The sequence below is a fragment of the Rhizobiaceae bacterium genome, from assembly GCA_023953835.1.
In the GTDB taxonomy this organism is placed as follows: Bacteria; Pseudomonadota; Alphaproteobacteria; order Rhizobiales; family Rhizobiaceae; genus Mesorhizobium_G.
The window spans coordinates 2530490-2555953 of record JAMLJB010000001.1 but is presented as its reverse complement, the minus strand read 5'-3'; the positions used below and the strand labels follow the sequence as shown (position 1 = coordinate 2555953).

Sequence of the window (25464 nt, the reverse complement as noted above, 5' to 3'; positions counted from 1 at the left end):
GGCTTCACAATTGGTGGGCCAGATGCATTCCAGCCTTGACGGAGGCCGCGCCCGCGGACCACAACACGCGCCATGACGACCACGACCATGCCCGAACCGATCGTCTCGCCGCTTCTGGAAGGGCTTGCCGCATCCGGCATCCGCCACGGCTATTTCACCCGCACAGGCGGCGTTTCCGAAGGCATCTACAAGGGTCTGAACACCGGCACGGGATCGAGCGACGATCCCGCGAAGGTGCGCGAAAACCGCGAGCGGGTCGCCGCATGGATGGGCGTCGAGATCGAATCGCTCATGTCGGCGCACCAGATTCACTCACCCGACGCGCTTGTCGTGCGCGAGCCTTTTTCCGGCCCTCGCCCCAAGGTCGACGCGCTGGTGACGGACAGGCCGGGCATTGCCGTCGGCGCATCCAGCGCCGATTGCGGGCCGATTCTTTTCGTCGAGCCGCAGGCCCGCGTCATCGGCGCGGCGCATGCGGGCTGGAAGGGCGCGCTGACCGGCGTTCTGGAAAGCACCGTCGATGCCATGATCTCGCTTGGCGCAGAGCGCGAGCGGATCAGGGCCGCGCTCGGGCCTTCGATCAGCCAGGCCAATTACGAGGTCGGGCCGGAGTTCGTCGAGCGGTTCATCGAGCAGGACCGGGACAACGCCGCCTATTTCACCATGTCCGCCAATGCCGGGCATTCCATGTTCGACCTCAACAGCTATACCGTGGACCGCCTCAGGAAGGCCGGCGTTCAGGCCGAGGCGCTCTATCTGTGCACCTATGCGGACGACGCCCTCTTTTACTCCTATCGCCGTTCGACCCACCGGCGGGAGCCGGACTATGGCCGGCACATTTCGGCAATCGTCATGGAGGAAGGTTGATGGCCCTGCACTTTGAACGCGCAGAATTCGATGCACGCCGCGACCGGCTGGTGCTGGAAATGGCGGACAAGAAGCTCGACGCGATCCTGCTTTTCGCGCAGGAAAGCATGTACTGGCTGACCGGCTACGACACGTTCGGCTTCTGCTTCTTCCAGTGCCTCGCGGTCAAGGCGGACGGCACCATGTTCCTGCTGACGCGTTCGGCGGACCTCAGGCAGGCCAAGCACACCTCCACCATCGAAAGCATCACGGTGTGGACCGACCGCGCCGACGCCAACCCCGCGCTGGACCTGCGCAACCTGCTCAACGATCTCGGCCTGCTCGGCATGCGCATCGGCGTCGAATACGATACGCACGGCCTGACCGCCCGCAACGGCCAGTTGCTGGACGAGCAATTGAAAACATTCGGCCAGGTGGTCGATGCGTCCGGCATCGTCTCTCGCCTGCGGCAGTTCAAGAGCCCCGCCGAAATCAAAAAGGTGGAAAAGGCCGCGGAACTCGCCGACGAAGCCTTCGACGCGGCGCTGAAGCTGATCAAGCAGGGCGCGGACGAGGGCAAGATCCTCGCGGCCATGCAAGGCGCGATCTTCACGGGCGGCGGCGACTATCCGGCAAACGAATTCATCATCGGCTCGGGCGCGGACGCGCTTTTGTGCCGCTACAAGGCGGGGCGGCGCAAGCTGACGAAGAACGACCAGCTAACGCTGGAATGGGCCGGCGTTTTCCATCACTACCACGCGGCCATGATGCGCACCGTGCTGACCGGCAGGGCCAGCAAGCATCATCAGGAACTGTTCGAAGCCGCGCGCGACGCCCTCGTCGCGGTCGAGCGTGCCATGACGCCCGGCAACACATTCGGCGACGTGTTCGACGCGCATGCGCGGTCGCTGGAGGCGCACGGCCTCACGCGCCACCGCCTCAACGCCTGCGGCTATTCGCTTGGCGCGCGCTTCACGCCGTCCTGGATGGACATGCCGATGTTCTATCAGGGCAACGCCGAACCCATCGCGCCCGACATGACGCTCTTTGCGCACATGATCATCATGGATTCCGAAACCGAAACCGCGATGACGCTCGGGCGCACCTACCTGACAACCGACGCGGCGCCCAGACCGCTCTCGCGGCACGGGCTTGAACTGATCGTCAAGTGAGCCTGCTAACGCTGCGTTAGGTCGGAATTTTTCACTGGGTTATGGTCGGGATTCCGAACGACGCCGCTTGCATTGCGGCGTGATGGCGCTAAAAGCCCCGCATATCCGAGCGGCGCGTCGCCAGGGAATCTGCATGAAACTTTTCGCGGGCAATTCGAACCGGGTTCTGGCGGAAGCCGTCGCCCGCTACCTCAATATCCCGCTGGGCAAGGCGACCGTGAAGCGCTTCGCCGACCAGGAAATCTTTGTCGAGATTCAGGAAAACGTGCGCGGCGAGGATGTATTCATCCTCCAGTCCACCTCTTATCCGACCAACGATCACCTGATGGAACTGCTCATCATGATCGACGCCTTCATGCGCTCCTCCGCCCGGCGCATCACGGCGGTCATACCCTATTTCGGCTATGCGCGGCAGGACCGGCGCTCCGCCGGGCGCACGCCGATCTCCGCCAAGCTCGTCGCCAACATGATCACGCGCGCGGGCTGCTATCGCGTGCTGACACTCGACCTGCATGCAGGCCAGATACAGGGCTTCTTCGACACGCCGGTGGACAATCTCTTTTCCGTTCCGGTCATGGCTCGTGACGTGAAGGCCAAATACAAGCAACTCGCCAATGTCATGGTCGTTTCGCCCGATGTCGGCGGCGTGGTGCGCGCCCGCGCGCTGGCCAAGCGGCTCGACGCGCCGCTGTCCATCGTGGACAAGCGCCGCGATCAGCCCGGCCAGTCGGAGGTCATGAACATCATCGGCGACGTGGACGGCAAGGACTGCCTGCTGTTCGACGACATCGTCGATTCCGGCGGCACGCTCTGCAACGCCGCCGAAGCCCTGCTCGACGCGGGCGCGGCCAGCGTGACGGCCTATATCACGCACGGCGTTCTGTCGGGCGGCGCGGTCGCTCGCATCACCGGCTCGAAACTGCAGGAACTCGTCATCACCGATTCCATCCAGCCGACGCAGGCGGTCATGGACGCGCACAACATCCGAGTCGTCTCCATCGCAGAACTTATCGGCGAGGCGATCTCCCGCACCGCGCTGGAAGAATCCGTCTCCAGCCTGTTCGACTAAGTCAGCCCTTAATCTTTTTCCGTTGAACGCAGTCCTACCGGGGTGCGTCAGGATGCGGCTTGTCAGTCTGTGGATTGTTCAAGCGGCAGTACCGCCTACTAATTTTAGATTTTGCAAATTTAGAATCTGCTTCTATTATCTTCCGGAGATATGCCGACAGCAATCCATCGTTGAATCGATGTGCAAGGAAGCGGGAGACGCATTTTGCTGCGAAATTTAGGTTTGTTCCTGGCGCGCCTCGCCTTCAGTATCGCCCTTTCAGCCGCCGCAACGTTCCTCATTCCCGCCTTGGCCTTCGCCTCGGACGGCTGCGATGCCGTGAATAATGGCGCTTTCGACAAGACCGACTATGAGCCGGGCGGCCCGCGAGTTCTCAACACCCAAAGCGACTTTGCCATCGGCGACACGATTGTGTTGATGGTCTCCGGCAACAGCCCATCGGGTGAGACCATCTTCATGCTGTTGAATGATGCGTTTGGCGGACCGCTTGCGTCCTCGAACTTCGGAGATACGCCCGAACGTCTGGAATACACCGTTACCGGAACCGGCGATCTGACGATGCACACCCACGTCACCCCCATGCCCACTGGACCAACTTCAATCACGATAGAAGCCTCGTGCGAAAGCGCTCTTGCCACGCCTACAATCACGGTTTCGTCCTCAAACCCCAACCCTGCTCAGGGCGCGTCCGTGACATTCACCGCAACCTTGTCCGACGGTTCGTCGCCTTCTGGAACCGTCACCTTCAAGGATGGCGCCACCACGCTTGGAACCGGCACGATCTCCGGCACGACCGCGACCTATTCAACCTCGGCGTTGACCGTCGGCGCGCATACCATCACCGCGGAATATGCCGGCGACGACAGCAATGACGCCGCGACATCGGCTCCCATCACAGTTACGGTTGCGGTCGCCCCAACGACATTCGTTTTCAATCCAGCCAGTGGAAACCTGGCGGATGCCATGGCCGGCGGGGACTACAGCCAACCGATTTCGGCCACCGGCGGGTCTGGAACGCTGGTCTACAGCCTTATATCCGGCACATTGCCCGACGGCGTGGTGCTCAATGTCTCCACCGGCGCGTTGACCGGCCCCGTCGAAGCCGATGCCGAAGTCAGGGACTACACCTTCACCATTCAGGTCACCGATGGCAACGATGCGACCGGAACCGCGAACTATACGATCAAGGTCAAATCACGCACGGTGAGCATGCCCGACAGGACAATCGAGGTTGCCGCCGGGACCACGCCCAGAAACGTCGACCTGACCAGCGGAGCGACTGGCGGCCCGTTCGCTTCCGCGGATGTCGTATCGGTCGTCCCGGCCAACGCCGGAACGGCAACCATCGTCAATGGAGAATTTGCAAGTGCCGGCCCGATCACGTCGCTCGGCTGGTATCTGAAGTTCATCCCGAACCCGGCCTATTCAGGCCACGCGACCGTCCAATACCGGCTCACAAGTTCGCTCGGTGTATCCAGCACCGGAACGATCACGTACCTTCTGACCTATGATCCGGCACAGGTGGCAACAGAGATTGACGGGCTTGTCCACGGTTTCGTCAAGACGCGTCAGAACCTGATTTCATCCACGATCAAGGTGCCCGGCCTTATGGAACGTCGCCGCATGTCCACCTCTCGCGGTCCCGTCACCGCGAGCCTGACACCGTTGGCAGGCGGTATGACGACCACATTTTCCACCAGCCTCGCGCAGATCGAAGCAGCGGCAGCAAATGCGGATAACGAGGCCGGCACGGAGCCATCGCGATTCAACATCTGGATCGACGGCGCGCTCATGTTCCACAATCGCGACGAGAACGGCAGCCGATGGGGCACGTTCGGTCTCGTTTCCACAGGCGCGGACTACATGCTTTCGGACAAGGCGCTGATCGGCCTTTCCTTCCACTACGACCGGATGAGCGATCCGACCGATGAGGACGCCGAGCTTACCGGCAATGGCTGGCTTGCTGGTCCCTATGCCTCTCTGGAAATCCACAAGGGCGTGTTCTGGGATACGAGCCTGCTCTACGGCGGTTCCTCCAACGACATCGACACCGCATTCTGGGACGGGTCGTTCGATACGAGCCGTTGGCTGCTCGACACGGCCATCTCGGGACAGTGGCAATTGGATGAGGTGACGACTGTGACGCCGCGCCTGCGGGCGGCCTATTTCTCGGAAACCATCAAGGACTATGCAGTTCAAAATGGTTCCGGCGATCTGCTCGAAATCAAAGGGTTTTCGGAAGAACAGTTGCGCGTCAGCCTCGGCGCGGAGATCGCTCGGCAGTTCACCCTTGAAAACGACTCTGTCCTGACGCCGAAGATCGGCCTGACCGCCGGTTTCTCCGAACTCGACGGCTCAGGAGCGTTCGGGCGGCTTTCGGCCGGGCTGTCGCTCAACACCGCAAACAACTGGAACGTCGATTTCGGACTCTTGCTGAACGTCGAGGACCACAGCCAGGTCTCGACGGGCGCAAAGCTCGGGATCGGCGTGCGCTTCTGACCTGCCTGAATGCCCCGCGCTTGCGCTTTGGCGGCAGTTGCTATATGCAGCCGCCACCCGCGTAGACACCCTTGGAGGCAACGCGGCGGAGAGCCGCCTCATCCGGCGGCTTTCGACGTTTACGGATCGGCTCCAGCCGTCCCGCAGACGCTCCATACAACGCGAAAGGAAAAGCCATGAGCCACGATACGTACGAGCTCAAGGCCGAAGCGCGCGAACAGGTCGGTAAGGGGTCCGCCCGTGCAGTTCGCCGCAACGGTAAAGTACCCGCCGTCATCTACGGCGACAAGCAGTCACCCCTGGCCATCGCCCTGTCCTACAAGGACGTCTATTACAAGATTCACGGCGGCGGTTTCCTGACGACGGTCGCCACGATCGACGTCGACGGCAAGAAGATCCGTGTCCTGCCCAAGGACTACCAGCTCGACCCGGTGAAGGATTTCCCGCTTCACGTGGATTTCCTGCGCGTCAGCAAGGACACCGAGGTCAACGTGCAGGTTCCGGTTCACTTCATCAATGAAGAGAAATCGCCCGGCATCAAGCGCGGCGGCGTGTTGAACGTCGTGCGCCACGAAGTCGAATTCCACTGCCCCGCCGATGCGATCCCCGATTTCATCACGGTCGATCTGGACGGCGCCGACATCGGCGATTCCATCCATATCTCGGCGGTCAAGCTTCCCCAGGGCGTCAAGCCGGTCATTTCCGACCGTGACTTCACCATCGCCACCATCGCCGGCTCGTCCGCGATGAAGTCGGACGAGAGCGAAGCCGCGCCGGCCGCTGCGGGCGAGAAGGAGGAATAGTCCTCCTCCGCGCTGGAGATTGCTGCGATGCTCATCTTTGCAGGTCTCGGCAATCCCGGCGCGAAATATGCGAACAACCGGCACAATGTCGGCTTCATGGCGGCGGACGCGATTGCCCGCCGCCATTCTTTTTCTCCGTGGACGAAGAAGTTCAGCGCCGAGATTTCCGAAGGCAGGCTGGGCGGCGATAAGGTGCTGCTCGTCAAGCCGCAGACCTTCATGAACCAGTCCGGCCAGTCGGTCGGGGAAGTGCTGCGCTTCTACAAGCTCGACCCGGCCTGCCTCACCGTCCTCTATGACGAGATCGACCTCGCCGCGGGCAAGGTGCGCATCAAGACAGGCGGCAGTGCCGGCGGCCACAACGGCATCCGCTCCATCGACCAGCATGTCGGCAACGACTACCGCCGCGTGCGCATCGGCGTGGGCCATCCGGGCGCGCGCGAACTGGTGCACGGCTATGTGCTCGGCGACTTCGCGAAGGCAGACCATGATTGGCTGGACCCGCTGCTGGAGGCAGTCGCCGCCCATGCCGACCTGCTCGCCGGGGGGGACGACGCCAGCTTCATGAACAAGGTTTCGCTCGCCGTCGGCGGCAATGTCGGCGCGCCCAAGCCCGAAAAAGGCCAGAGCCATATCCGCCAGGCCCGGCCGCACCAGCCGCAGGTCAAGCTGCCGCAGGACGGCCCGATGGCCGCCATGCTGAAAAAACTGCTCGGCAAGGAATAACCCGTCCTTGAATCAACGACGGGTGCGGTATAGATACGAAAACACGAAGTTCGTGTTTTCGTGAGACAGCACAATGAAGAATGTCACCATTTCGATGGACGATGAACTGGCGAGCCAGACGCGCATCGCAGCCGCCAAGGCAGGCATGAGCGTGTCCAGATATCTTGCCGACGCCGCGCGCGAGAAGATCGATGCGGATGAGAAGCGGGCCGCGGTCCAGACGCGCAACGAACATCTGGACGCGCTGGAAAAAGTATGGGCCCTTCCCAGATGGGATGTGACGGAGGATGGCCGGATGCCCACCGCCGAGGAACGAAATGCCCGGCGCTAGGGTCTTCATCGACACCAATATTCTTCTGTATTCGCATGACCGCAGGAGCCCGGAAAAGACGGTCCGGGCAAGAGACTGGGTGCGTGAACTGGCAGGCGCGCAACTCGCGGTGTCGAACCTGCAAGTGCTCAACGAGATGACCAATGTGCTTCTGGCAAAGAAGTGGCTCGACACGCGTGAACAGGTTTTTGAGGCGGTTGCGCGCTTTTCCTTCCTCGGGAGCGCGCCTGTTACAATCTGGGAAATGGAAGAAGCCCGCACTATTCATCTCCGCTATCGCTATTCCTGGTGGGATTGCCTGCTGCTTGCTTCCGCCACCAATCTGGGCTGCACGCACTTCCTGTCCGAGGACCTTCAGGACGGACAGGCGATTGAAGGCTTGACGATCGTCTCTCCCTTCGCCCATACGCCGGAGCAAATTCTGGTTTCCCGATAGGATTCACCGCCATGGGTTTCAAATGCGGCATCGTTGGCCTGCCCAACGTTGGCAAATCGACGCTTTTCAATGCGCTGACGCGGACGGCGGCGGCGCAGGCGGCGAACTATCCCTTCTGCACCATCGAGCCGAACACGGGCGAGGTGGGAGTTCCCGACCCGCGGCTGGAGAAAATCGCCGCCGCCGCGAAGTCGAAGGAGATCATCCCGACCCGCATCTCCTTCGTGGACATCGCCGGCCTTGTGCGCGGCGCGTCGAAGGGCGAAGGGCTGGGCAACCAGTTCCTCGCCAACATCCGCGAGGTGGACGCCATCGTGCATGTGCTGCGGTGCTTCGAGAATGACGACATCACGCATGTCGAGGGCCGCATCGATCCGGTGGCGGATGCCGACACGGTCGAGACCGAGCTGATGCTGGCCGACCTCGACAGCCTCGAACGCCGCATCGTCAATGTCCGCAAGCGCGCGCAGGGCAAGGACAAGGAAAGCATGGAGCAGTTGCCTGTCATGGAGCGCGCGCTCGCGCTGCTCCAGGAGGGCAAGCCGGTGCGGCTGATGCGCAAGGACCTCGACCCGGCGGAGCTTCGCCTCCTTGAAGGGCTGAACCTCCTGACCTCGCATCCCGTCCTTTATGTGTGCAACGTTGCCGAAGCCGATGCGGCCACCGGCAATGCACACACCAGGGCGGTCGAAGAGATGGCCGCGAAGCAGGGCGCGTCCGTGGTGGTGATTTCGGCAGCGATCGAAGCGGAGGTCGCGCAGCTTCCCGACGAGGAGGAGAAGGAATTTCTCGAAGCTATGGGGCTTGAGGAAGCCGGTCTCGACCGTCTCATCCGCGCCGGCTACGAGTTGCTCCACCTCATCACCTACTTCACCGCCGGCCCGAAGGAAACGCGCGCCTGGACCATCGTGAAGGGCATGAAGGCGCCGCAGGCGGCTGGCGTGATCCACTCTGATTTCGAGCGCGGCTTCATTCGCGCGCAGACCATCGCCTATGACGATTTCGTCAATCTCGGCGGCGAAGTCGCGGCGAAAGAAGCAGGCAAGGCCCGCGACGAGGGGAAGGAGTACGTCGTGCAGGACGGAGACGTCATGCACTTCAAGTTCAACACCTGATCGCCAGGCACCACCTCTTGCCGGCCCGCCGGCAGGCTCCATTCAACCGATGCGCCCTACCATTTGTAGCTGAGTTTCGCGGCAGCACCGTATGCGGTCACATTGCCTGAAAACTCGCCCTGGAAGGAAAGCTTCGCTGCAAGCTTGTCGGACAGGCCGAATTCCGCTCCCGCATCGACAAGCAATGCGTGCTCGTCCGGCTCCGCACCGTCAATCGTGAAGCTCGGCGCCGCCAGGCTCTGGAAGGCACTTGTCACATCGCGCGCATTTTCGGCGTTCCATGCCCAGGCGAGGCGACCGGTCAGCTTGATGGCGCCGGTGTCAGTGGCGATGATGTGCTCGATGCGCGCGCCCAGTTCGGTGCGAAGCGCCGACTGCGTCTGAGAATCGTAGCTGAGCGCGAACGGACCGCCATTGACCGATTCCTCCGAGTAGTCCGGCAGGAAATAGCTCGATCCCTGCACTGCGGCATAGGGCGTAATCGCGGCAAAGGAGGTATCGAAGCGATAGCCCCCTTCCACGCGGCCCGACAGGGTATGCGCGTCGTAATCCGCTTCGAGCCTGTCGCCGAATACGGAGCGCGTGGTGTCCACGCTGTTGAATGCGTATGCCGCCGCAGCCGCCACATAGGCGTTACCGAAGAACTTCGAACCATAGATGCCCGCGTTGAACACCGCCGCATTGCCGGAGCCCAGATTGTCCTCAAGCGAAAAGCTGGAGCCGCCGCCGCCAAGTGCGAAGCCGATCTTCCCGTCCTCGATGTCATAGTCGAAGCCGGTCGCTATGCCCCAGTTCCGGGTCGTCAGGTCGGCGGAGCCCACGGCGGCATCGCCGTCGATCTCCTGCGCGCCGCCATATGCCGCGCCCCAGATGGTCCAGGGCGAACTGACATAGCTGCCCGGAGCGTCCGCGCTGTGAGCTCCCGACATGGCAATCTTGCTGTTTGCCGTTTCGGCCGCCGAAGCCGTTTCTTCTCCAAGCGCCGCCAGCGCCTGCACCGAAGACGGCTGCACATTGTCGGGCGCATAGCCCATCCGTGCTGCCATCGACTGCGATCCCCCGGTCGGAATGCCCGGTTGGCCCGTCAAGGGATCGCTGATTGCGCCCATGAAAAGGTCGGCCGCGTGCAGGCCCGATGAAATCGCCGCCGTCGCGACCTCTCCCGAAACGCGCGTCAACCCGTTGGCGTCAAGCGATGCGAAAGCCGCCGGCAGGGATCCCGTCGAATTGAAATAGCTCAACAGCGAGTTTGCGACCGCCTTCTGGTTGGTCGTCAGCGCATCGTACGCCGGATCCCCGCCACCGCTATCGGCGGCAGTCCGCACATAGACGTTGTTGGCATCATATCGAAGCGAGGTTACAAGACCCGGCAACACGCCGGCGGTCAGGCCAGAAAACGTCGTCCCGCCAAGTCCGCCAGCCGCATTCAGGATCGCATAATTCCGGGTGACATAGGTTCCCGGTGCATAGCTCAATACGACGATGCCGCCTGTCAGCGTTGCAACGCCGGTGACATTGGTCGTATCGGCATCGGTTGGCGACACATCGACCGCATAGCGCGACCCGCCATTGAAGGTGAGATTGCCGTTCACGGTCAGTGTGCCGATGCCATTGCCCGGCGCGAGCGCGCCGCCGGATTGGACCGTGGTGGGGCCAAGCGTGCCGGAGCCGCTGACTGTTCCTGTACCGCCGACGAAAACCGGCGAATTCGCAATGGACCCATCCACCACAAGCGTGCCGCCGTTGACCACGGTGTTTCCCGCGTAGGGATTGGCTCCGGCAAGCAGAAGCGTCCCTGCCCCTGTCTTCTGGAGTCCCCATTTTCCGGGCGTATAGCCCGCAGGCGCGATATAGCCATTCGCGACGAGACCGGCCTCATCCGTGATTTCATCCAAAATTGTCTGGGTCGTGCCGCCCGCCTGATTAAAGGCAAGAGTGCCGTTGCCGTTGAGGAAAAGCCCGCTGCCCGCCGCGAGGCCCGCATTGGCGCCGGCTCCGCCCGTGACCGTTCCCCCTGAGATGCCACCGGTGCCCTTGATTGTCAGGGTGCTTCCTTCACGCACGAAGATGGCCCCGCCAAAGCCGGCGCCGCCGCCGCCCTCGCCAACCAACGTAGTTTCAGACGCGCCGTCACCGCCCCCAAAGCCGCCGACACCGGCTGTGCCGGGCAAGGAACCGCCACCGCCTCCACCGCCGAGGCCGCCATTGCCACCTGAGCCATTATATGATGAGCCACCGCCCCCGCCACCGCCAAGGCCGCCATTCCCGCCAGTCCCGCTAAGCGCGCCTCCATAGGCCGCGCCGCCGCCGCCACCGCCAGCAGACCCATTACCGCCTGAGCCGCCATTGCCAAGACCGGCGCCACCGCCGGCGCCACCGTCACCTTCGTTCACAGCATCGCTGCCGTCGCCGCCATCGCCCGCTGGGTTGTATGCACCACCGGTTGGTCCGGGACCGCCGCTGGGCGTGCCGCCATCGCCACCAGGCAAGCCATTGCCGGTGCCGCCCCCGTCGGAGCCGGGAACCGAACCCCCGCCTCCGCCGCCTCCGGGCCAGCCGGAAGTTCCGCCTGCGCCGCCATTGCCACCCAGGCCGCCGCCACCACCGCCGGTCGAGACACCGGAGGCACCGCCGCTCCCTCCCTGCGCAGCGTTGCCTGCGAAGGCCACGTTCTCCAGCGTCACATTACCGTCGGAAATCACGATGGCACCGCCAGCACCCATGCCGCCGCCGCCGCCGCCCGAACCGCCATTGCCGCCCTGCGCAATGCCGTTGACAATCGTGAGGTTGGAAAGCGTGACGTTGATGTTCGTGCCAGGTGTCTGGCTCGTAATCAGAAAGACCCGGCCCGCGCCTGCGCCATCGATTGTGTTTCCGACGCCGCCGTCGATGGTTACATCACCTGCGATGACATAGGGGAAATTTGCGCCGCCGCCCACGTCCTGCAACAGGAATGTGCCCAGATTGTCCAAAATGGTGATCGTATCGGGACCGGGGCTCGCATAGTTCGACTGATTGATCGCGTCCGCGAGCGAGCCCGGACCGGAGGAGTTCGTGTTGGTGACAAGGTAGTTGGCTGCCTGCGCGGACGTCAGACCCCAAGGCGCCGACAGCACGCTTGCCGCAAGAAGCGCCGAAACCTTGCAACGCCGCATTGGAAACCTCCCCCTCAACACCCGCATAAGTTGCGCGTGAGCGGTATGGATGATCCGGTTCCCCTTAATACGCCATCACTCAAATGCACGCGATCAACCAATTCAACACCATTCCGGAGCCTCCGTGCTCAATTTGCAACAAAGTGACCCGATGCAATCTTCGGAATGGTAAACAATCTATGGTTGTAACAGGAACGCCGAAAGCCGGGCGCTCCGGCGCGTCTTTCCCCGCTCGCCAGGACTCTCCGGCTTTTTGACGATCACGCTTGCGCTATTTCATACCACTGGATGCGCATTCCCGGTGGCCTGAACCTACCTCGCCCCCAGCCGCACCAGCACTTCTCGGGGAATGCCATATTCGCGGATGGCGTCGTCGTGGCGGCGCAGGCCGCAGAGTTCTCGCTGGATGAAATAGGCCCAAACGGCGTCCGCCGCCTCTTTCAGGAGGCCGGCGCGCATCTGCGCCTCGCCCTCGAAATTGCGAAGCCGCTCGACCGCCCGCGCCACCGCCTCCCCTGCCCTTCCGAGCGAACTCGCCTTCTCGGCTGCGATTTCGTAGTCCAGCGCGCCCTGCATTGTTTCAGCTAGCGTTGCGGCGGAAAAGCGCGCGGGCGGGCGCAGGCTCATCTTCACTCCGCCGCTTCGGCGAGGAAACCGCCGGATTGCCGTTTCCACAGCCGCGCATAGAGCCCGTCGCGCGCGATCAACTGGTCGTGCGTGCCTTCCTCCACGATGCGGCCTTCATCAATCACGATCAGCCGGTCCAGCGCCGCGATGGTCGAAAGCCGGTGCGCCACGGCAATCACCGTCTTGCCCTCCATCAGCCTGCCGAGATTGTCCTGTATCGCCGCCTCGACTTCCGAATCCAGCGCCGACGTCGCTTCGTCGAGAATCAGGATCGGCGCGTCCTTCAGCATCATGCGCGCAATCGCGATGCGCTGCCGCTGGCCGCCCGACAGTTTCACGCCGCGCTCGCCCACATGGGCCTCATAACCGTTGCGCCCGCGCGGATCGGCCATCGTCTTGATGAACCCGTCCGCCGCCGCGCGCCTTGCAGCGTCTTCCACCTCTGCGGCGGTCGCGCCCGCGCGGCCATAGGCGATGTTCTCGCGGATGGACCGATGCATCAGCATCGCTTCCTGGCTCACCACGCCGAACTGCGCCCTGAGCGATCCCTGCGTCACCTCGCGCACGTCGTGCCCGTCGATCAGGATGCGCCCGCCTTCGACGTCGAACAGCCGCAGCATCAAATTGACGATGGTGGTTTTGCCTGCCCCCGACGGCCCCACCAGCGCTACGCGCTCTCCGGGCCTGATGTGGAACGACAGGTCTTCGATCACGCCCTCGCCCTTGTCGTAGTGAAACGAAACATGTTCGAAGCGGATGTCGCCACTGGCGCGCGGCAGTTCGAGCGCGCCCGGCGCATCCGAGATCGCGGGCTTCACCGAGATCGTCCGCGTCGCGTCCTGCACGGTCGCATAGTTGCGGATTAATCCGTTGATGTTGAACATCATCCAGCCCGACATCTGGTTCAGCCGGAACACAAGGCCAAGCGACGCGGCAATCGCCCCGCTGGAAATCTGTCCGTTCATCCACGACATCACAGCGAGCGTGCCGACGGCGCTCATCATCAGTCCGTTGAGGAACGCGACCGACGCACGCACCGTGGTGATCGTTCGGGTCAGCCGGATCACTGCCGCCAGCAGCCCTTCCAGCCCGTCGCGAATATAGGCGTGCTCGCGCCGTCCGCTGTCGAACAGCTTCACCGCCATGATGTTGGTAAAGGCGTCGACCAGCCGCCCGTTGAAAATCGAGCGCTGGTCGGCCGTCTCGCGTCCCGCCCGCCGCATTTCCGGCAACAGGAAACGCACGATGGCCAGATAGCCGAGGAACCACAGGCCGACCACGACGCCCATCATCGGATCGAGCGACACAAGGATCGTCACGGCCAGAACCACGAAGGTCAGGAAGGACCACATGGTCTGGAGCACGTTGACGATGAAGTCGCCGACTGCCTCGCCGCCCTGCATGATCTTGGTGGCGATGCGCCCCGCGAAATCGTTCTGGTAGAAGCCGTAGGGCTGCTCGATCACGCGGCGGAACGACTGCCAGCGCACCATGGAAAAGAAACCCGGCACGATGATCTGTTGCTCGACGATGGCCGATGCGACCATCACCACGGTGCGCCCGACGAGAATCAACAGCAGCAGCGCCAGCAGTTGCGGCCAGTGGTCGGCAAACAGGTTCGCAGGAGTGGAACGGTCCAGCAGATCGATCAGCCAGCCGACCGACCAGTACATGGCGGCATCGACCGCGCCCGCCAGTCCACCCGTGATGAGCAGGAGAATGAACGGCCCTCGTGCCTGCCGCGCGAAATACAGGATGAACTGCCAGGCGGAGTCCGGCAGCACCTCCCGTTCGGTGTCCTGAAAGGGATCGATCGCGCCTTCGAAGCGGCGGAAGAATGCGTCAAACATGACGCACCCTTGCCGTCCGATAAGGCGGATTTGCGACCCCGGCAGCCATCACTCGGCGGCTTCCTTCTCCGGCTCGGCGGCAGGTGCTTCGTCATGCGGCAGGAAACCGCCGGACTGCCGCTGCCAGAGCTGGGCGTACAATCCGCCAAGCGCAATCAGGCTGTCATGCGTGCCTTCCTCGATGATGCGCCCCTTGTCCATCACCACCAGCCGGTCCATCGCCGCAATGGTCGACAGCCGGTGCGCAATGGCGATCACCGTCTTGCCCTCCATCAGGCGATAGAGGTTTTCCTGTATCGCCGCCTCGACTTCCGAGTCGAGCGCAGACGTCGCCTCGTCGAGAATCAGGATCGGCGCGTCCTTCAGCATGACGCGCGCAATCGCGACGCGCTGGCGCTGGCCGCCCGACAATTTCACGCCGCGTTCGCCGACATGGGCGTCAAAACCCTTGCGCCCTTTCGGATCAGTCAGCGTGGCGATGAAATCCATCGCCTCGGCGCGCCGCGCTGCCTCGATCATCTCGGCTTCGGTGGCATCGGGCCGCCCGTAGAGGATGTTGTCGCGCACCGAGCGGTGCATGAGGCTGGTGTCCTGCGTCACCATGCCGATCCGGGCGCGCAGCGAATCCTGCGTGACCGCCGCAATGTCCTGCCCGTCGATCAGAACGCGTCCGTCCTCGATGTCGTAGAAGCGCAGCAGAAGGTTCACCAGCGTGGACTTGCCCGCGCCGGAGCGCCCCACCACGCCGACCTTTTCGCCGGGGCGAACCACCAGCGACAGATCCTCGATCACGCCCTTCGCGCGGCCATAGTGGAAACGCACATGGTCGAACTCGATGCGGCCTTCCGTGACCACGAGATCCTTCGCGCCCGGCCTGTCCTGCACCAGCCTCGGCAGCGAGATCGAATTGATGCCGTCGCGCACGGTGCCGATGTTCTCGAACAGCGCCGACATCTCCCACATGATCCAGTGCGACATGCCCCAAAGCCGCAGCACGAGGCTGATGATCACGGCGACCGAGCCGATCGTCACCGCATCGTTGAGCCACAGCGAAATCGACAGCGCGCCCGCCGACACCAGCAAGGCGGCGTTCAATATGCCGAGCGCGGCGAAGAGCAACGTGCCGAGCCGCATGGAACGGTACACCGTGTCGAGAAATTCGCCCATCGCCTCTTGCGCATAGGCGGCCTCGCGCCGTGCATGGGAGAACAGCTTCACCGTCTGTATGTTGGCGTAGGAATCGACAACGCGGCCCGTCATCAGCGAGCGCGCATCGGCCTGTTCCTCGGCCACTTGCTGGATGCGCGGAATGAAGAAGCGCAGCAGCCCGATATAGCAGGCAAGCCACACCAGCAGCGGAATGAGCAGGTAAAGGTCCGCCGACGCCGCGATGATCAGCACGCCGGTGAAATAGACCACGACATAGTTCAGCACCTCAAACAGCTTGAGAATACATTCGCGCACGGCCAGCGCCGTCTGCATCAGCTTGGTGGCGACGCGGCCCGCGAACTCGTCCTGGTAGAAGGTCATCGACTGCTTCAGCAAATAGCGATGCACATTCCAGCGAATGCGCATCGGGTAGTTGCCCATCAGCGTCTGCTGGCTCAACAGCGAGCGGAACCAGTCCAGCACCGGCATGGCGACAAGCACCAGCGCCGCCATGGCCGCCAGCTTCCAGCCTTCGGTTTGCAGGAAGGTCTCGCGATTGGCGTTGCTCAGCCAGTCGACAATGCTGCCCATGAAGGAAAACAGCCAGACCTCGGCGAAGGCCAGCACGGACATCAGCGCCGTGGTGACGGCGATGTAGGGCCACGCCCCGCGCGTGTAGTGGATGCAGAAGGCGACGAGCGTTTTCGGCGGCTCGACCGGCTCCTCCGGCGGGAAGGGGTTCAACAGTTTTTCAAATTTGCGAAACATGGTCTTCACATAGGTAAGGCACCCGCCCCTCCGCCGCAATCAGACGGCGCTGGAGGAGGGCTTGTGGTGGTTCTTCAATGCGCGCGGCGCGCCGAACAGGCGCTCGAACAACGAACGGCGCGGCTGCTCGACAGCCAGCAACGGATCGACATCCGGCAACATTGCCCGGTGCGGCTTGCGCGCTGCAGGCGCGCGCTCGGCCCCGCCCAGCGCGAAGGCAAGTGCGGCGCGGCGCGCATCGCCGATGCCGGTGGCGTCGGGATAAATATCCGAAACCTGCAGATAGGGGGCCTTGCGGCCCCGGTCCTTGTTGTAAGACATGACGTGATTCCTCGAAAACCGATGCGGCTCGGCGGAGTCAGGTCGATCTTGTGTCCGAAAAAGAGAGGTCGAACCGAATCCGCGGTCAGGCGGCGCGCCCATGCGAGAGGCGCGGAAAATGGGGGATGAACATCACTGCCATCTGTGCGCCTCCTTGGTTCGAGTTGACAGGTCGCGGTCTATAGCTTCATTCGCGCCAAAAGGCCAGCCGCCACGGCGGGCATCGGAAACCCTCCTGACAGAGTGTGTCCATTGGAACACAGGCTTCGCATCGCGCTCTACCAGCCCGACATCGCCGGCAACACCGGCACGATCCTGCGCACCGCCGCCTGCCTCGGCCTTGCCGTGGACATCATCGAGCCGGCGGGCTTCGACCTTTCGGACCGCAATTTGCGCCGCGCGGGCATGGACTATCTGGAATTCGCCGCGCTGACCCGCCATGTCGATTTCGCCGCCTTCGACGCTTGGCGGCAGGCCGGACAGCGCCGCCTTCTGCTGCTGACGACGCGCGCCGCCGAGCCCTATACGAGCTTCGCCATTCGCCCCGGCGACATCCTGCTGTTCGGGCGCGAATCGGCAGGCGTGCCCGATGCGGTGCATGAACGCGCCGACGCCCGGCTGATCATTCCGATGGTTGCCGGACGCAGCCTCAACCTCGCCGTCAGTGTCGCGATGGTCGCGGGCGAAGCGCTGCGGCAGATGGGGTGAGGGGTACCCCTCATCCGCCTGCCGGCACCTTCTCCCACAAGGGGAGAAGGACGAAGATTTCAGCGCCGCATTCATGCTGCAACGCCGCCGACTGAAGCCGGCGCGGATAACATTCCCTTCTCCCCTTGTGGGAGAAGGTGGCGGCAGCCGGATGAGGGGTGTTAGTCCTCAGCCCTTGAGCGCCGCTGCATTGTCGCGCGCATAGGTTTCGAGGTCACGCGGGGGCTTGCCCGTCAGCTTCTCGACATCGGCGGTAACAGCCGCCGTCCAGCCCTCGCGGACCGGATAGAAAATGGTGGCGAGGAAGGCGGCGTAGTCCTTCGGCACGCCCGCGCCCACCAGAATCCCGATGAAGGCTTCATCGTCTATCGCCTGATAGGATACCGGCTTGCCGATTGCGCCGGACAGCACAGCCGCCGCCTCGGCATAGCTGTAGGCTTTCGGCCCGGTGAGGTTGTACGCCTTGCCGTTGAAGCGGTTGTCCGTCAGCGCAGCAGCAGCGCTTTCCGCGATGTCCCGCACGTCGATGAAGGCGGATTTGCCCTCGCCCGCCGGAACGGCGATGGTGCCGTGATCGATCCCGGCTTTCCAGAATGTCTGGAAATTGTTGGAAAACCAGTTGGGCCGCAGGATCGCATAGGGCAGCCCCGATTTCTCGAGCGCGATCTCGACCTGCCGGTAGGGTATCGAATCGTCCGCATCGACGCCCCATGCCGTTTGAAGCACCACCTTGGCGCCTCTGGCTTTCGCTGCGTCGAGCACGGGCAGCAGCGTTTCCTTGATGGTGGTGCTTCCCGTCGGCGCGAGCAGGTACAGCCGGTCGACCCCCTCGAACGCAGCGCCGAAGGTTGCGGGATCGTTGATGTCGAACACCACACCTTCCGCGCCCTCGAAATCCTTGCCGGATCGCGAGGCGGCCTTGACCTTTTCACCCTTTGCGACGAGCGCCCTGACGAGCGGAGTGCCCACATTGCCCGTCGCGCCAATCACCAGAATCTTGCCGGCCATTTGAAATCTCCTTGGTATCTGTTGGAAACCTTGTTTCGAACGGCTACATACTGCATAGTGGAAACGTGCAAAAGAGAGCACTTTCAAGTCACATGGTTTCCTTGAGGAAACCGGAGGTCGGAAAATGGGTCGCATGTACGATGTCTATGAGGATCGCTGCCCCACGCGTATGGTGCTGGACCGGCTCGCGGACAAATGGGCGCTGCTGATACTTGACCGGCTTGAGGACGGTCCCTTTCGCTTCAATCATTTGCGCCGCGACATCAGGGGCATTTCGCAAAAAGTGCTGTCGCAGACCCTGAAGCGGCTCGAACGCGACGGGCTGCTCACGCGCACCGTGTTCGCCACGGTTCCCGTCACGGTGGAATACGCGCTGACCCCGCTCGGACACACGCTCACCGACACTGTGTCGGCGCTGGCGCATTGGGCGGAAAGCAACATGGACGCGGTGATCGCGGCGCAGCAGGCCTACGATCAGGCGGCCGCCTAGTCCGACTTAACGATCACCGCGCTTTCGAACTCCAGCACCTTGTCGCCGGTCGAATCATGGCCCTCGCCCCACACGGTGAGCACGCGATAGCCGGGGCGCGACGCCAGAAGGCGATGGGCCAGAACCTTGCGGGTATAGGTGACGGTTTCTCCGGCATAGACCGGCTTCAGCCATTTCAGGTTGCGAAAGCCGGGCGACGCTCCGACCGTGGGCGCGGGTCCCTCGCCGTTCCAGGCCTGCGCGCCCTTCAGCAGGCCCGTGCTCACATTGCATTTCATCCACGCCGCCGCCGTATGCCAGCCGGATGCGCAGAGCCGGCCGAATACCGTGCCCTTCGCTGCCTCTTCCGAAAGATGGAACGGCTGCGGATCGTATTTGCGCGCAAAAGCGACGATGGAATCGGGATCGAAATGGAAAGTGCCGATGGTCACCGTTTCGCCAAGCTGGAAAAAATCGTCGAGGCTCATGCGGCTGACCTCGTCAGGAACATGCCGGTGTTCTGCAATTCGAACACCTTGTCGCCGCGCTGATTCGCCATTTCCGAGCGCATGGTCACGAGGCCAAGACCGGGCCGCCTGGAGGAAACCCGCACCGACAGCACCGTGACGCTGGCGCTCAGCGTGTCGCCCGCGAGCACCGGCTTTGTCCATTTCACATAGTCGATGCCCGGCGCGCCCTGCGAGGTGGAATCCAGCAGCACCGCATCGCACAGCAGCCGCATGAACATGGAGCACGTATGCCAGCCCGAGGCGGCAAGCCCGCCGAGGATGCTGGCTTTGCCGGCTTCGTCGTCGAGATGCATCGGCTGGGGATCGAATTCGGAGGCGAACGCAACGATCTCTTCGGCGGTGACATGCTTCGAGCCCAACTCGACCGTCATCCCTTCCTCGAAATCTTCAAAGGCCCATTTCCTGGCAGTCATGTTTTCTGGTCCCTGCTCATTGTGCGGTGCGACAATGGCCATAGCTCGCGCAATTCGCAAGGGTAAGGGGCGGCCTCATCCTTGACATGATGGCTCTGCCCCTCATCCGCCTGCCGGCACCTTCTCCCCGCGAAGAACGGGGAGAAGGACGATAGTCTTCGACGCTGACGTCCCCCTCTCCCCGTTTTTTACGGGGAGAGGGTAAGGGTGAGGGGCGGCGCGGCGATAACAGATGCCCTGTACAATTTCCCGGAAGGATGCGTTGCAGAATCGGGGACCAAACCCGGCGGGATTCTGATCAGCGCGAGGCGAGAGCGGTGCTTTTCGAGAACCGGAGCGGAATGTACTTTTGGGTACATGAGCACCGGAAGCGCAGGAAAGTGCTGTTCGCAGGCCGCGCTCATCTGAATAACGTTGGGTTTGGCCGCGACAATGTGCCATCCGGGCTGGCACCGTCTGGACAAGAGTGTTTGTCACGCATAAACCGAAAACCGAATGCCGGAGGAACGCGCCCAGCCTGCAGCCATGCGCCGTCGGGAAGGGGCATGGAGCGGGGACATGGCTCCGCCGACGGCGAGTGAAGAGGCAGAAGGACATACCCCTTGAGCGCCACCGATCATTCGGACGTCACAAGACGCGATTTTCTTTATGTAGCGACCGGCACGGCCGGTGTCGTGGGAGCGGCTGCCGTGGCATGGCCGTTCATCGACCAGATGAGGCCCGACGCCTCTACGCTGGCTCAGTCGTCGATCGAGGTCGACGTCGGCTCGCTGGAGGCCGGCTCGTCGATGGTCGTCAAGTGGCGCGGCAAGCCGGTGTTCATCCGCAACCGCACGCCCGAGGAAATCAAGGCCTCGCAGGATACGCCGCTGGCCGACCTCAAGGATCCCGTCGCGCGCAACGACAACCTGCCCTCCGACGCGCAGGCCACCGACGTCGACCGCTCGGCCGGCGCGGGCAAGGAAAACTGGCTGGTGATGGTTGGCGTCTGCACCCACCTGGGTTGCGTGCCGCTCGGCCAGCAGGGCGATTTCGGCGGCTGGTTCTGCCCATGCCACGGTTCGCACTACGATACTGCCGGACGCATCCGGAAGGGACCGGCGCCGATGAACCTCGAAGTTCCGGTCTATTCCTTCATCTCCGACACCAAAATCAGAATCGGCTAAGGTCCGGGGGGATTTTACTATGAGCGGTGGACACTCGACCTATACGCCAAAGACAGGCATTGAGCGCTGGATCGACGCGCGCATGCCCTTGCCGCGCCTGATTTACGACTCCTTTGTCGCCTTTCCGGTGCCGCGCAACCTGAACTACGCCTATACGTTCGGCGGCATTCTCTCCATCATGCTGGTGGTGCAGATCCTGACCGGCGTGGTGCTGGTCATGCATTACGCGTCTGACACGAGCCTCGCCTTCGTGTCCGTGGAAAAGATCATGCGCGACGTGAACTGGGGCTGGCTGCTACGCTACATGCACGCCAACGGCGCCTCGTTCTTCTTCATCGCGGTCTATCTGCACATCTTCCGGGGGCTGTATTACGGCTCCTACAAAGCCCCGCGCGAATTGCTGTGGATTCTCGGCTGCATCATCTACCTGCTGATGATGGCGACCGGCTTCATGGGCTACGTGCTGCCGTGGGGCCAGATGTCGGGCTGGGGCGCGACGGTCATCACCGGTTTCTTTACCGCCATTCCGCTGATTGGCACATGGCTCCAGCAACTCCTGCTCGGCGGCTTCTCGGTGGACAATCCGACGCTTACCCACTTCTTCTCGCTGCACTACCTGCTGCCCTTTGTCATCGCGGGCGTGGTCATCCTGCACATCTGGGCGCTGCACGTTGTCGGCCAGACCAACCCGACCGGCATCGAGATAAAGTCCAAGACCGACACCCTGCCCTTCACGCCCTATGCGACCATCAAGGACGCCTTCGGGATGATCGTGTTCCTGGCCGTGTTCGCCTACTTCATCTTCTACATTCCGAACTATCTCGGCCACCCGGACAATTACACGCAGTTCAATTCGCTCAAGACGCCCGCGCATATCGTGCCGGAATGGTATTTCCTGCCCTTCTACGCCATCCTGCGCGCCGTGACGTTCAACATCGGGCCGATCGACTCCAAGCTTGGCGGCGTGCTCGCCATGTTCGGCGCAATCGCCGTGCTGTTCTTCGTGCCGTGGCTCGACACCTCGAAGGTCCGCTCGGCGGTGTATCGTCCCTGGTACAAGCTGTTCTTCTGGCTCTTCGCCCTCAATTCCGTGTTCCTCGGCTGGCTCGGCTCGAAGCCTGCGGAAGGCTGGTACATCCCGGCGATGCAGGTTTCGACGCTCTACTACTTCGCGTTCTTCCTGGTCATCATGCCGCTGCTCGGACTGTTCGAGACGCCGAAGCAGTTGCCGAACTCCATTACCGAGGCCGTGCTCGCCAAGAACAAGGGGGGCCATGCCCACCCGGCAGGCGCGACCGCCGCTCCGGAAACCAAAGGCTGACCGCACAGGACTTGCAGAGGGATATCATGAAGAAAGTTCTCCACGGTCTGGCAGCGCTCAGCTTCCTTCTCGCCGGCTCCTCGGCCTTCGCCCAGGAAGCGGCGCACGAAGCCAATCACGAAGCCGAGCCGACGCACTTCCCCATCAGGGCGCCGCGCGAGCAGAGCTGGTCGTTCGCCGGTCCGTTCGGCACCTATGACAGGGCGCAGCTCCAGCGCGGCCTGAAAGTCTACAAGGAAGTCTGCTCGGCCTGCCATTCGATGAACCTGGTTCCCTTCCGCATGCTGGAGGAACTGGGCTACAACGAAGCCCAGGTGAAGGCATTCGCCGCCGAATACACCGTCCAGGACGGCCCGAACGACGACGGCGAGATGTTCGAACGCCCCGGCAATCCGTCCGACCGTTTCCCCGCGCCCTTCCCCAACGAGCAGGCCGCGGCCGCCGCCAATGGCGGGGCTGCCCCGCCCGACATGTCGCTTCTGGCGAAAGCCCGCGGCGTGACGCGCGGCTTCCCGCAATTCGTCATCGACATCTTCACGCAATATGCCGAGGGCGGGCCGGACTATATCTATTCGCTGCTGACCGGCTACGATCAGACCCCGCCGGAAGGCATGGAAATCGCCGAAGGAACCCACTACAACCCGTACTTCATCAACGGCAAATCGCTCGCGATGGCCGCCCCGCTCTCCGACGGGCAGGTTACCTATGACGATGGTTCGCCGCAGACGGTCGACCAGTACGCCCATGACATCGCGGCCTTCCTGATGTGGGCCGCAGAGCCGCATCTGGAAGAGCGCAAGCGAACCGGCTTCAGCGTCATGGTCTTCCTGATCCTGTTCGGCGGACTGGTCTATCTCACCAAGCGCAAGGTCTGGTCGAACGTCGAGCACTGAGACCTCCGCCGACTGAGTTTCTGACGGCCCGCATCGGCGGGCCGTTTTGCTTTTTAGGACCCTCGACACATTCCCTCTTCACTTGAGGCCGCTCGTCGTTAATGTCGCGACCATGAAACAATCCGTCGAAGAAACCCTGCTCGCCGCCATCCGCACGATCCCGGATTATCCCAAACCGGGAATCCTCTTCCGCGACATCACCACCCTGCTTGGTGATGCCCGCGCATTCCGCCGCGCGGTTGATGAGCTTGTGCATCCCTATGCCGGGTCCAAGATCGACAAGATTGCCGGGATCGAGGCGCGTGGCTTCATCCTCGGCGGCGCGATTGCGCATCAGCTTTCGGCGGGCTTCATCCCGATCCGAAAGAAGGGCAAGCTTCCACATGAGACCGTCCGCGTCGCCTACAGCCTTGAATACGGGCTGGATGAAATGGAAATGCACAAGGACGCCGTCAGTCCGGGTGAAAAAGTGATCCTGGTCGATGACCTGATCGCCACCGGCGGCACCGCCGAGGCTGCGGTGAAGCTGCTCAACCAGATGGGAGCCGACATCGTTGCCACCTGCTTCGTGATCGACCTTCCCGACCTTGGCGGGCGCGCCCGGCTGGAAGCGCTCAACGTGCCCGTGCGTACGCTGATTTCCTTCGAAGGCCATTGAGAAAAACGCCGTTCTTCGCGTAAAACGGAATTTATGCGGGCGCGTTTTCGACGATTTGCACATTTTTGCGCGCGGACTGCGCGATGTTGCACGCTAATCCGCAGCCGGAAGCCGCCTTATCGTGAACTCGATCACGTCGTCCGGCCGCTCGAACCAACTTTCGATTTCGGTCCAGTAAGCCTGCTTCGGCCAGCGGTCGAACCACTCCCGCGCCTTCAGCCTGGCGTCCGACCGAGGCAGCACAAAGGTCTCGCGCAAGAACCCGTCATTGCGCTTGCCGCCGGTTTTTTCCCTGCTCTTCGCCAGACGTTGTTTCAGACCGTCCAACGGTGGCCTTGCCGGTGTCCGCAAGAAAGAACTCCTTGACCAGCACGCCTATGAGATTAGGGATCGTCGGCGACGATTGCGAGTCTTTTCGCAGGTTGCGAAGCAAGGAGCCAAACCATTGGATCGCAAGGAAATTCCGGTCGGCGTCCCGCCCGATATGGAGGAGCGGAAAGAAACCGCCTCGCGCTGGTTCGCTGCCCTGCGCGACCGGATCTGTGCGGAACTGGAAGCGCTGGAAGGCCGGTTTGGCGACGCGGCACTCCCTGCCGGACGCTTCGAGCGCACGCCCTGGCAGCGCGACGAAGGCCGTGGCGGCGGCGGGACGATGTCGCTCATGCATGGCCGCGTGTTCGAGAAGGCGGGTGTCCATGTCTCAACCGTGCATGGCGAGTTTTCGCCGGAATTCCGCAAGCAGATTCCCGGCGCAGAAGACGATCCCCGTTTTTGGGCAAGCGGGATATCCCTTATAATTCATCCGGTTAGCCCCAACGTGCCGACCGTCCACATGAACACCCGCATGGTGGTGACTTCGCGCTGGTGGTTCGGGGGCGGAGCCGATTTGACCCCGATGCTGGATCGCCGCCGGACGCAGGACGACCCGGACTCCGTAGCCTTCCACGCTGCGATGCGCGCCGCCTGCAAGGCTCACGCCGTCGCCAACTACGCCCATTTCAAGGAATGGTGCGACCGCTATTTCTTCCTGCCGCACCGAAATGAGCCGCGCGGAATTGGCGGCATATTCTTCGATTATCAGCATTCCTCGCCCGAAAATGGCGGCTGGGATGCCGATTTTGCCTTCGTCAGGGACGTGGGCGAGGCGTTTCTCGGTGTCTATCCGCAGATCGTGTCCGCCAATGCCGAAGCACCCTGGACGGACGCCGACCGCGAGGAACAGCTCGTGCGGCGTGGCCGCTATGTCGAGTTCAACCTGCTCTACGACCGCGGGACGATTTTCGGCCTGAGGACGGGCGGCAATGTCGCTTCGATCCTGTCCAGCCTGCCGCCGGTTGTCCACTGGCCATAACTTTCCCGCGACCGGTCATATTCTCGCAACCAATGCCGGGCATTCGTGTTATGCTGACAATCCCCCGCGAAACCATAAGG

Annotated in this window: 26 protein-coding genes; 16 read left to right on the top strand and 10 right to left on the bottom strand. The window is 62.7% G+C overall.

The features are described 5' to 3' along the window. The first annotated feature begins 72 nt into the window (after window positions 1-72). The 9 genes from pgeF to ychF all read left to right on the top strand — a co-directional run bounded on the left by pgeF (window position 73) and on the right by ychF (window position 8997). Complete coding sequence (pgeF, locus tag M9924_12050) at window positions 73-867, top strand: peptidoglycan editing factor PgeF (protein MCO5065132.1); 795 nt, start codon at window positions 73-75, stop codon at window positions 865-867. Further along, a complete protein-coding gene (locus M9924_12045) occupies window positions 867-2018 on the top strand; it encodes a Xaa-Pro peptidase family protein (GenBank protein MCO5065131.1) in 1152 nt (383 codons plus the stop codon). Before pgeF ends, M9924_12045 begins: the two co-directional genes overlap by 1 nt. Before the next feature lie 133 nt (window positions 2019-2151). After that, complete coding sequence (locus M9924_12040; GenBank protein MCO5065130.1) at window positions 2152-3087, top strand: ribose-phosphate pyrophosphokinase; 936 nt, start codon at window positions 2152-2154, stop codon at window positions 3085-3087. A gap of 204 nt (window positions 3088-3291) precedes the next feature. Continuing rightward, a complete protein-coding gene (locus tag M9924_12035) occupies window positions 3292-5586 on the top strand; it encodes an Ig-like domain repeat protein (GenBank protein ID MCO5065129.1) in 2295 nt (764 codons plus the stop codon). A gap of 176 nt (window positions 5587-5762) precedes the next feature. Next, entirely contained in the window at window positions 5763-6389 is a 627-nt protein-coding gene (locus M9924_12030) for a 50S ribosomal protein L25/general stress protein Ctc (protein ID MCO5065128.1), read from the top strand. A gap of 27 nt (window positions 6390-6416) precedes the next feature. After that, window positions 6417-7115: an aminoacyl-tRNA hydrolase gene (gene pth / locus M9924_12025; GenBank protein ID MCO5065127.1), complete on the top strand. Its 699-nt coding sequence runs from the start codon at window positions 6417-6419 to the stop codon at window positions 7113-7115. Between the two features lie 73 nt (window positions 7116-7188). Beyond that, window positions 7189-7446 carry a hypothetical protein gene (locus tag M9924_12020; GenBank protein ID MCO5065126.1) on the top strand — a complete coding sequence of 86 codons (258 nt, stop codon included), beginning with the start codon at window positions 7189-7191 and terminating at the stop codon, window positions 7444-7446. Then, window positions 7433-7882 (top strand): PIN domain-containing protein, encoded by a 450-nt coding sequence (locus tag M9924_12015; GenBank protein ID MCO5065125.1) that lies wholly within the window; start codon window positions 7433-7435, stop codon window positions 7880-7882. Before M9924_12020 ends, M9924_12015 begins: the two co-directional genes overlap by 14 nt. A gap of 11 nt (window positions 7883-7893) precedes the next feature. Then, window positions 7894-8997, top strand: coding sequence for a redox-regulated ATPase YchF (ychF, locus tag M9924_12010; GenBank protein ID MCO5065124.1), 1104 nt, complete (start codon window positions 7894-7896; stop codon window positions 8995-8997). Between the two features lie 56 nt (window positions 8998-9053). Here ychF and M9924_12005 read toward each other — a convergent pair whose 3' ends face one another. The 6 genes from M9924_12005 to M9924_11980 form a co-directional block, all read right to left on the bottom strand. After that, window positions 9054-10589: an autotransporter outer membrane beta-barrel domain-containing protein gene (locus tag M9924_12005; GenBank protein MCO5065123.1), complete on the bottom strand. Its 1536-nt coding sequence runs from the start codon at window positions 10587-10589 to the stop codon at window positions 9054-9056. A gap of 797 nt (window positions 10590-11386) precedes the next feature. Then, the gene (locus tag M9924_12000; protein ID MCO5065122.1) at window positions 11387-11626 is read right to left on the bottom strand and encodes a hypothetical protein; all 240 of its coding nucleotides are present in this window, start codon (window positions 11624-11626) and stop codon (window positions 11387-11389) included. Between the two features lie 838 nt (window positions 11627-12464). Continuing rightward, on the bottom strand, window positions 12465-12779 hold the full coding sequence (locus M9924_11995; protein MCO5065121.1) for a hypothetical protein: 315 nt from the start codon (window positions 12777-12779) through the stop codon (window positions 12465-12467). 2 nt (window positions 12780-12781) lie between these two features. Then, window positions 12782-14629 carry an ABC transporter ATP-binding protein/permease gene (locus M9924_11990; protein ID MCO5065120.1) on the bottom strand — a complete coding sequence of 616 codons (1848 nt, stop codon included), beginning with the start codon at window positions 14627-14629 and terminating at the stop codon, window positions 12782-12784. 48 nt (window positions 14630-14677) lie between these two features. Continuing rightward, window positions 14678-16546 (bottom strand): ABC transporter ATP-binding protein/permease, encoded by a 1869-nt coding sequence (locus M9924_11985; GenBank protein MCO5065119.1) that lies wholly within the window; start codon window positions 16544-16546, stop codon window positions 14678-14680. Window positions 16547-16585: 39 nt separating this feature from the next. Next, window positions 16586-16867, bottom strand: coding sequence for a hypothetical protein (locus M9924_11980; GenBank protein ID MCO5065118.1), 282 nt, complete (start codon window positions 16865-16867; stop codon window positions 16586-16588). A gap of 252 nt (window positions 16868-17119) precedes the next feature. On the opposite strand from M9924_11980, the gene M9924_11975 reads away from it, so the two are divergent. After that, the gene (locus M9924_11975) at window positions 17120-17575 is read left to right on the top strand and encodes a tRNA (cytidine(34)-2'-O)-methyltransferase (GenBank protein MCO5065117.1); all 456 of its coding nucleotides are present in this window, start codon (window positions 17120-17122) and stop codon (window positions 17573-17575) included. 168 nt (window positions 17576-17743) lie between these two features. Here the strand turns inward: M9924_11975 and M9924_11970 are convergent, their stop codons facing one another. Next, entirely contained in the window at window positions 17744-18583 is an 840-nt protein-coding gene (locus M9924_11970; protein MCO5065116.1) for an SDR family oxidoreductase, read from the bottom strand. A gap of 124 nt (window positions 18584-18707) precedes the next feature. Between M9924_11970 and M9924_11965 the strand changes: the two genes are divergently transcribed. After that, window positions 18708-19073, top strand: a complete 366-nt coding sequence (locus M9924_11965) for a helix-turn-helix transcriptional regulator (GenBank protein ID MCO5065115.1) — start codon at window positions 18708-18710, stop codon at window positions 19071-19073. Here M9924_11965 and M9924_11960 read toward each other — a convergent pair. Both M9924_11960 and M9924_11955 read right to left on the bottom strand, forming a co-directional pair. After that, window positions 19070-19540 (bottom strand): MaoC family dehydratase, encoded by a 471-nt coding sequence (locus M9924_11960; protein ID MCO5065114.1) that lies wholly within the window; start codon window positions 19538-19540, stop codon window positions 19070-19072. The two genes, M9924_11965 and M9924_11960, sit on opposite strands and share 4 nt — an antisense overlap. Then, a complete protein-coding gene (locus M9924_11955) occupies window positions 19537-19995 on the bottom strand; it encodes a MaoC family dehydratase (protein ID MCO5065113.1) in 459 nt (152 codons plus the stop codon). Before M9924_11955 ends, M9924_11960 begins: the two co-directional genes overlap by 4 nt. A gap of 602 nt (window positions 19996-20597) precedes the next feature. Between M9924_11955 and petA the strand changes: the two genes are divergently transcribed. From petA to M9924_11935, 4 genes are all read left to right on the top strand, one after another. Continuing rightward, window positions 20598-21161 (top strand): ubiquinol-cytochrome c reductase iron-sulfur subunit, encoded by a 564-nt coding sequence (gene petA / locus M9924_11950; protein ID MCO5065112.1) that lies wholly within the window; start codon window positions 20598-20600, stop codon window positions 21159-21161. 19 nt (window positions 21162-21180) lie between these two features. Then, entirely contained in the window at window positions 21181-22482 is a 1302-nt protein-coding gene (locus tag M9924_11945) for a cytochrome b N-terminal domain-containing protein (GenBank protein MCO5065111.1), read from the top strand. Window positions 22483-22508: 26 nt separating this feature from the next. Continuing rightward, window positions 22509-23375, top strand: coding sequence for a cytochrome c1 (locus tag M9924_11940; GenBank protein MCO5065110.1), 867 nt, complete (start codon window positions 22509-22511; stop codon window positions 23373-23375). Window positions 23376-23487: 112 nt separating this feature from the next. Continuing rightward, window positions 23488-24033, top strand: coding sequence for an adenine phosphoribosyltransferase (locus tag M9924_11935; protein ID MCO5065109.1), 546 nt, complete (start codon window positions 23488-23490; stop codon window positions 24031-24033). Window positions 24034-24126: 93 nt separating this feature from the next. Here M9924_11935 and M9924_11930 read toward each other — a convergent pair whose 3' ends face one another. Then, window positions 24127-24384 carry a hypothetical protein gene (locus tag M9924_11930; protein ID MCO5065108.1) on the bottom strand — a complete coding sequence of 86 codons (258 nt, stop codon included), beginning with the start codon at window positions 24382-24384 and terminating at the stop codon, window positions 24127-24129. A 94-nt stretch (window positions 24385-24478) separates the two neighbouring features. Between M9924_11930 and hemF the strand changes: the two genes are divergently transcribed. After that, window positions 24479-25384 (top strand): oxygen-dependent coproporphyrinogen oxidase, encoded by a 906-nt coding sequence (gene hemF, locus M9924_11925; GenBank protein MCO5065107.1) that lies wholly within the window; start codon window positions 24479-24481, stop codon window positions 25382-25384. Window positions 25385-25464 lie beyond the last annotated feature (80 nt).

Excerpts from the sequence above, each read along its gene's own strand:
- ychF (MCO5065124.1), top strand. The coding sequence starts at position 7,894 with ATGGGTTTCAAATGCGGCATCGTTGGCCTGCCCAACGTTGGCAAATCG.
- M9924_11960 (MCO5065114.1), bottom strand. The coding sequence starts at position 19,540 with ATGAGCCTCGACGATTTTTTCCAGCTTGGCGAAACGGTGACCATCGGC.
- pth (MCO5065127.1), top strand. The coding sequence starts at position 6,417 with ATGCTCATCTTTGCAGGTCTCGGCAATCCCGGCGCGAAATATGCGAAC.
- M9924_11970 (MCO5065116.1), bottom strand. The coding sequence starts at position 18,583 with ATGGCCGGCAAGATTCTGGTGATTGGCGCGACGGGCAATGTGGGCACT.
- M9924_11940 (MCO5065110.1), top strand. The coding sequence starts at position 22,509 with ATGAAGAAAGTTCTCCACGGTCTGGCAGCGCTCAGCTTCCTTCTCGCC.
- M9924_12040 (MCO5065130.1), top strand. The coding sequence starts at position 2,152 with ATGAAACTTTTCGCGGGCAATTCGAACCGGGTTCTGGCGGAAGCCGTC.
- M9924_11935 (MCO5065109.1), top strand. The coding sequence starts at position 23,488 with ATGAAACAATCCGTCGAAGAAACCCTGCTCGCCGCCATCCGCACGATC.
- pgeF (MCO5065132.1), top strand. The coding sequence starts at position 73 with ATGACGACCACGACCATGCCCGAACCGATCGTCTCGCCGCTTCTGGAA.
- M9924_11980 (MCO5065118.1), bottom strand. The coding sequence starts at position 16,867 with ATGTCTTACAACAAGGACCGGGGCCGCAAGGCCCCCTATCTGCAGGTT.
- M9924_11985 (MCO5065119.1), bottom strand. The coding sequence starts at position 16,546 with ATGTTTCGCAAATTTGAAAAACTGTTGAACCCCTTCCCGCCGGAGGAG.
- M9924_11965 (MCO5065115.1), top strand. The coding sequence starts at position 18,708 with ATGGGTCGCATGTACGATGTCTATGAGGATCGCTGCCCCACGCGTATG.
- M9924_11990 (MCO5065120.1), bottom strand. The coding sequence starts at position 14,629 with ATGTTTGACGCATTCTTCCGCCGCTTCGAAGGCGCGATCGATCCCTTT.
- M9924_11995 (MCO5065121.1), bottom strand. The coding sequence starts at position 12,779 with ATGAGCCTGCGCCCGCCCGCGCGCTTTTCCGCCGCAACGCTAGCTGAA.
- M9924_12015 (MCO5065125.1), top strand. The coding sequence starts at position 7,433 with ATGCCCGGCGCTAGGGTCTTCATCGACACCAATATTCTTCTGTATTCG.
- M9924_11945 (MCO5065111.1), top strand. The coding sequence starts at position 21,181 with ATGAGCGGTGGACACTCGACCTATACGCCAAAGACAGGCATTGAGCGC.
- M9924_12020 (MCO5065126.1), top strand. The coding sequence starts at position 7,189 with ATGAAGAATGTCACCATTTCGATGGACGATGAACTGGCGAGCCAGACG.
- M9924_11955 (MCO5065113.1), bottom strand. The coding sequence starts at position 19,995 with ATGACTGCCAGGAAATGGGCCTTTGAAGATTTCGAGGAAGGGATGACG.
- M9924_12030 (MCO5065128.1), top strand. The coding sequence starts at position 5,763 with ATGAGCCACGATACGTACGAGCTCAAGGCCGAAGCGCGCGAACAGGTC.
- M9924_12045 (MCO5065131.1), top strand. The coding sequence starts at position 867 with ATGGCCCTGCACTTTGAACGCGCAGAATTCGATGCACGCCGCGACCGG.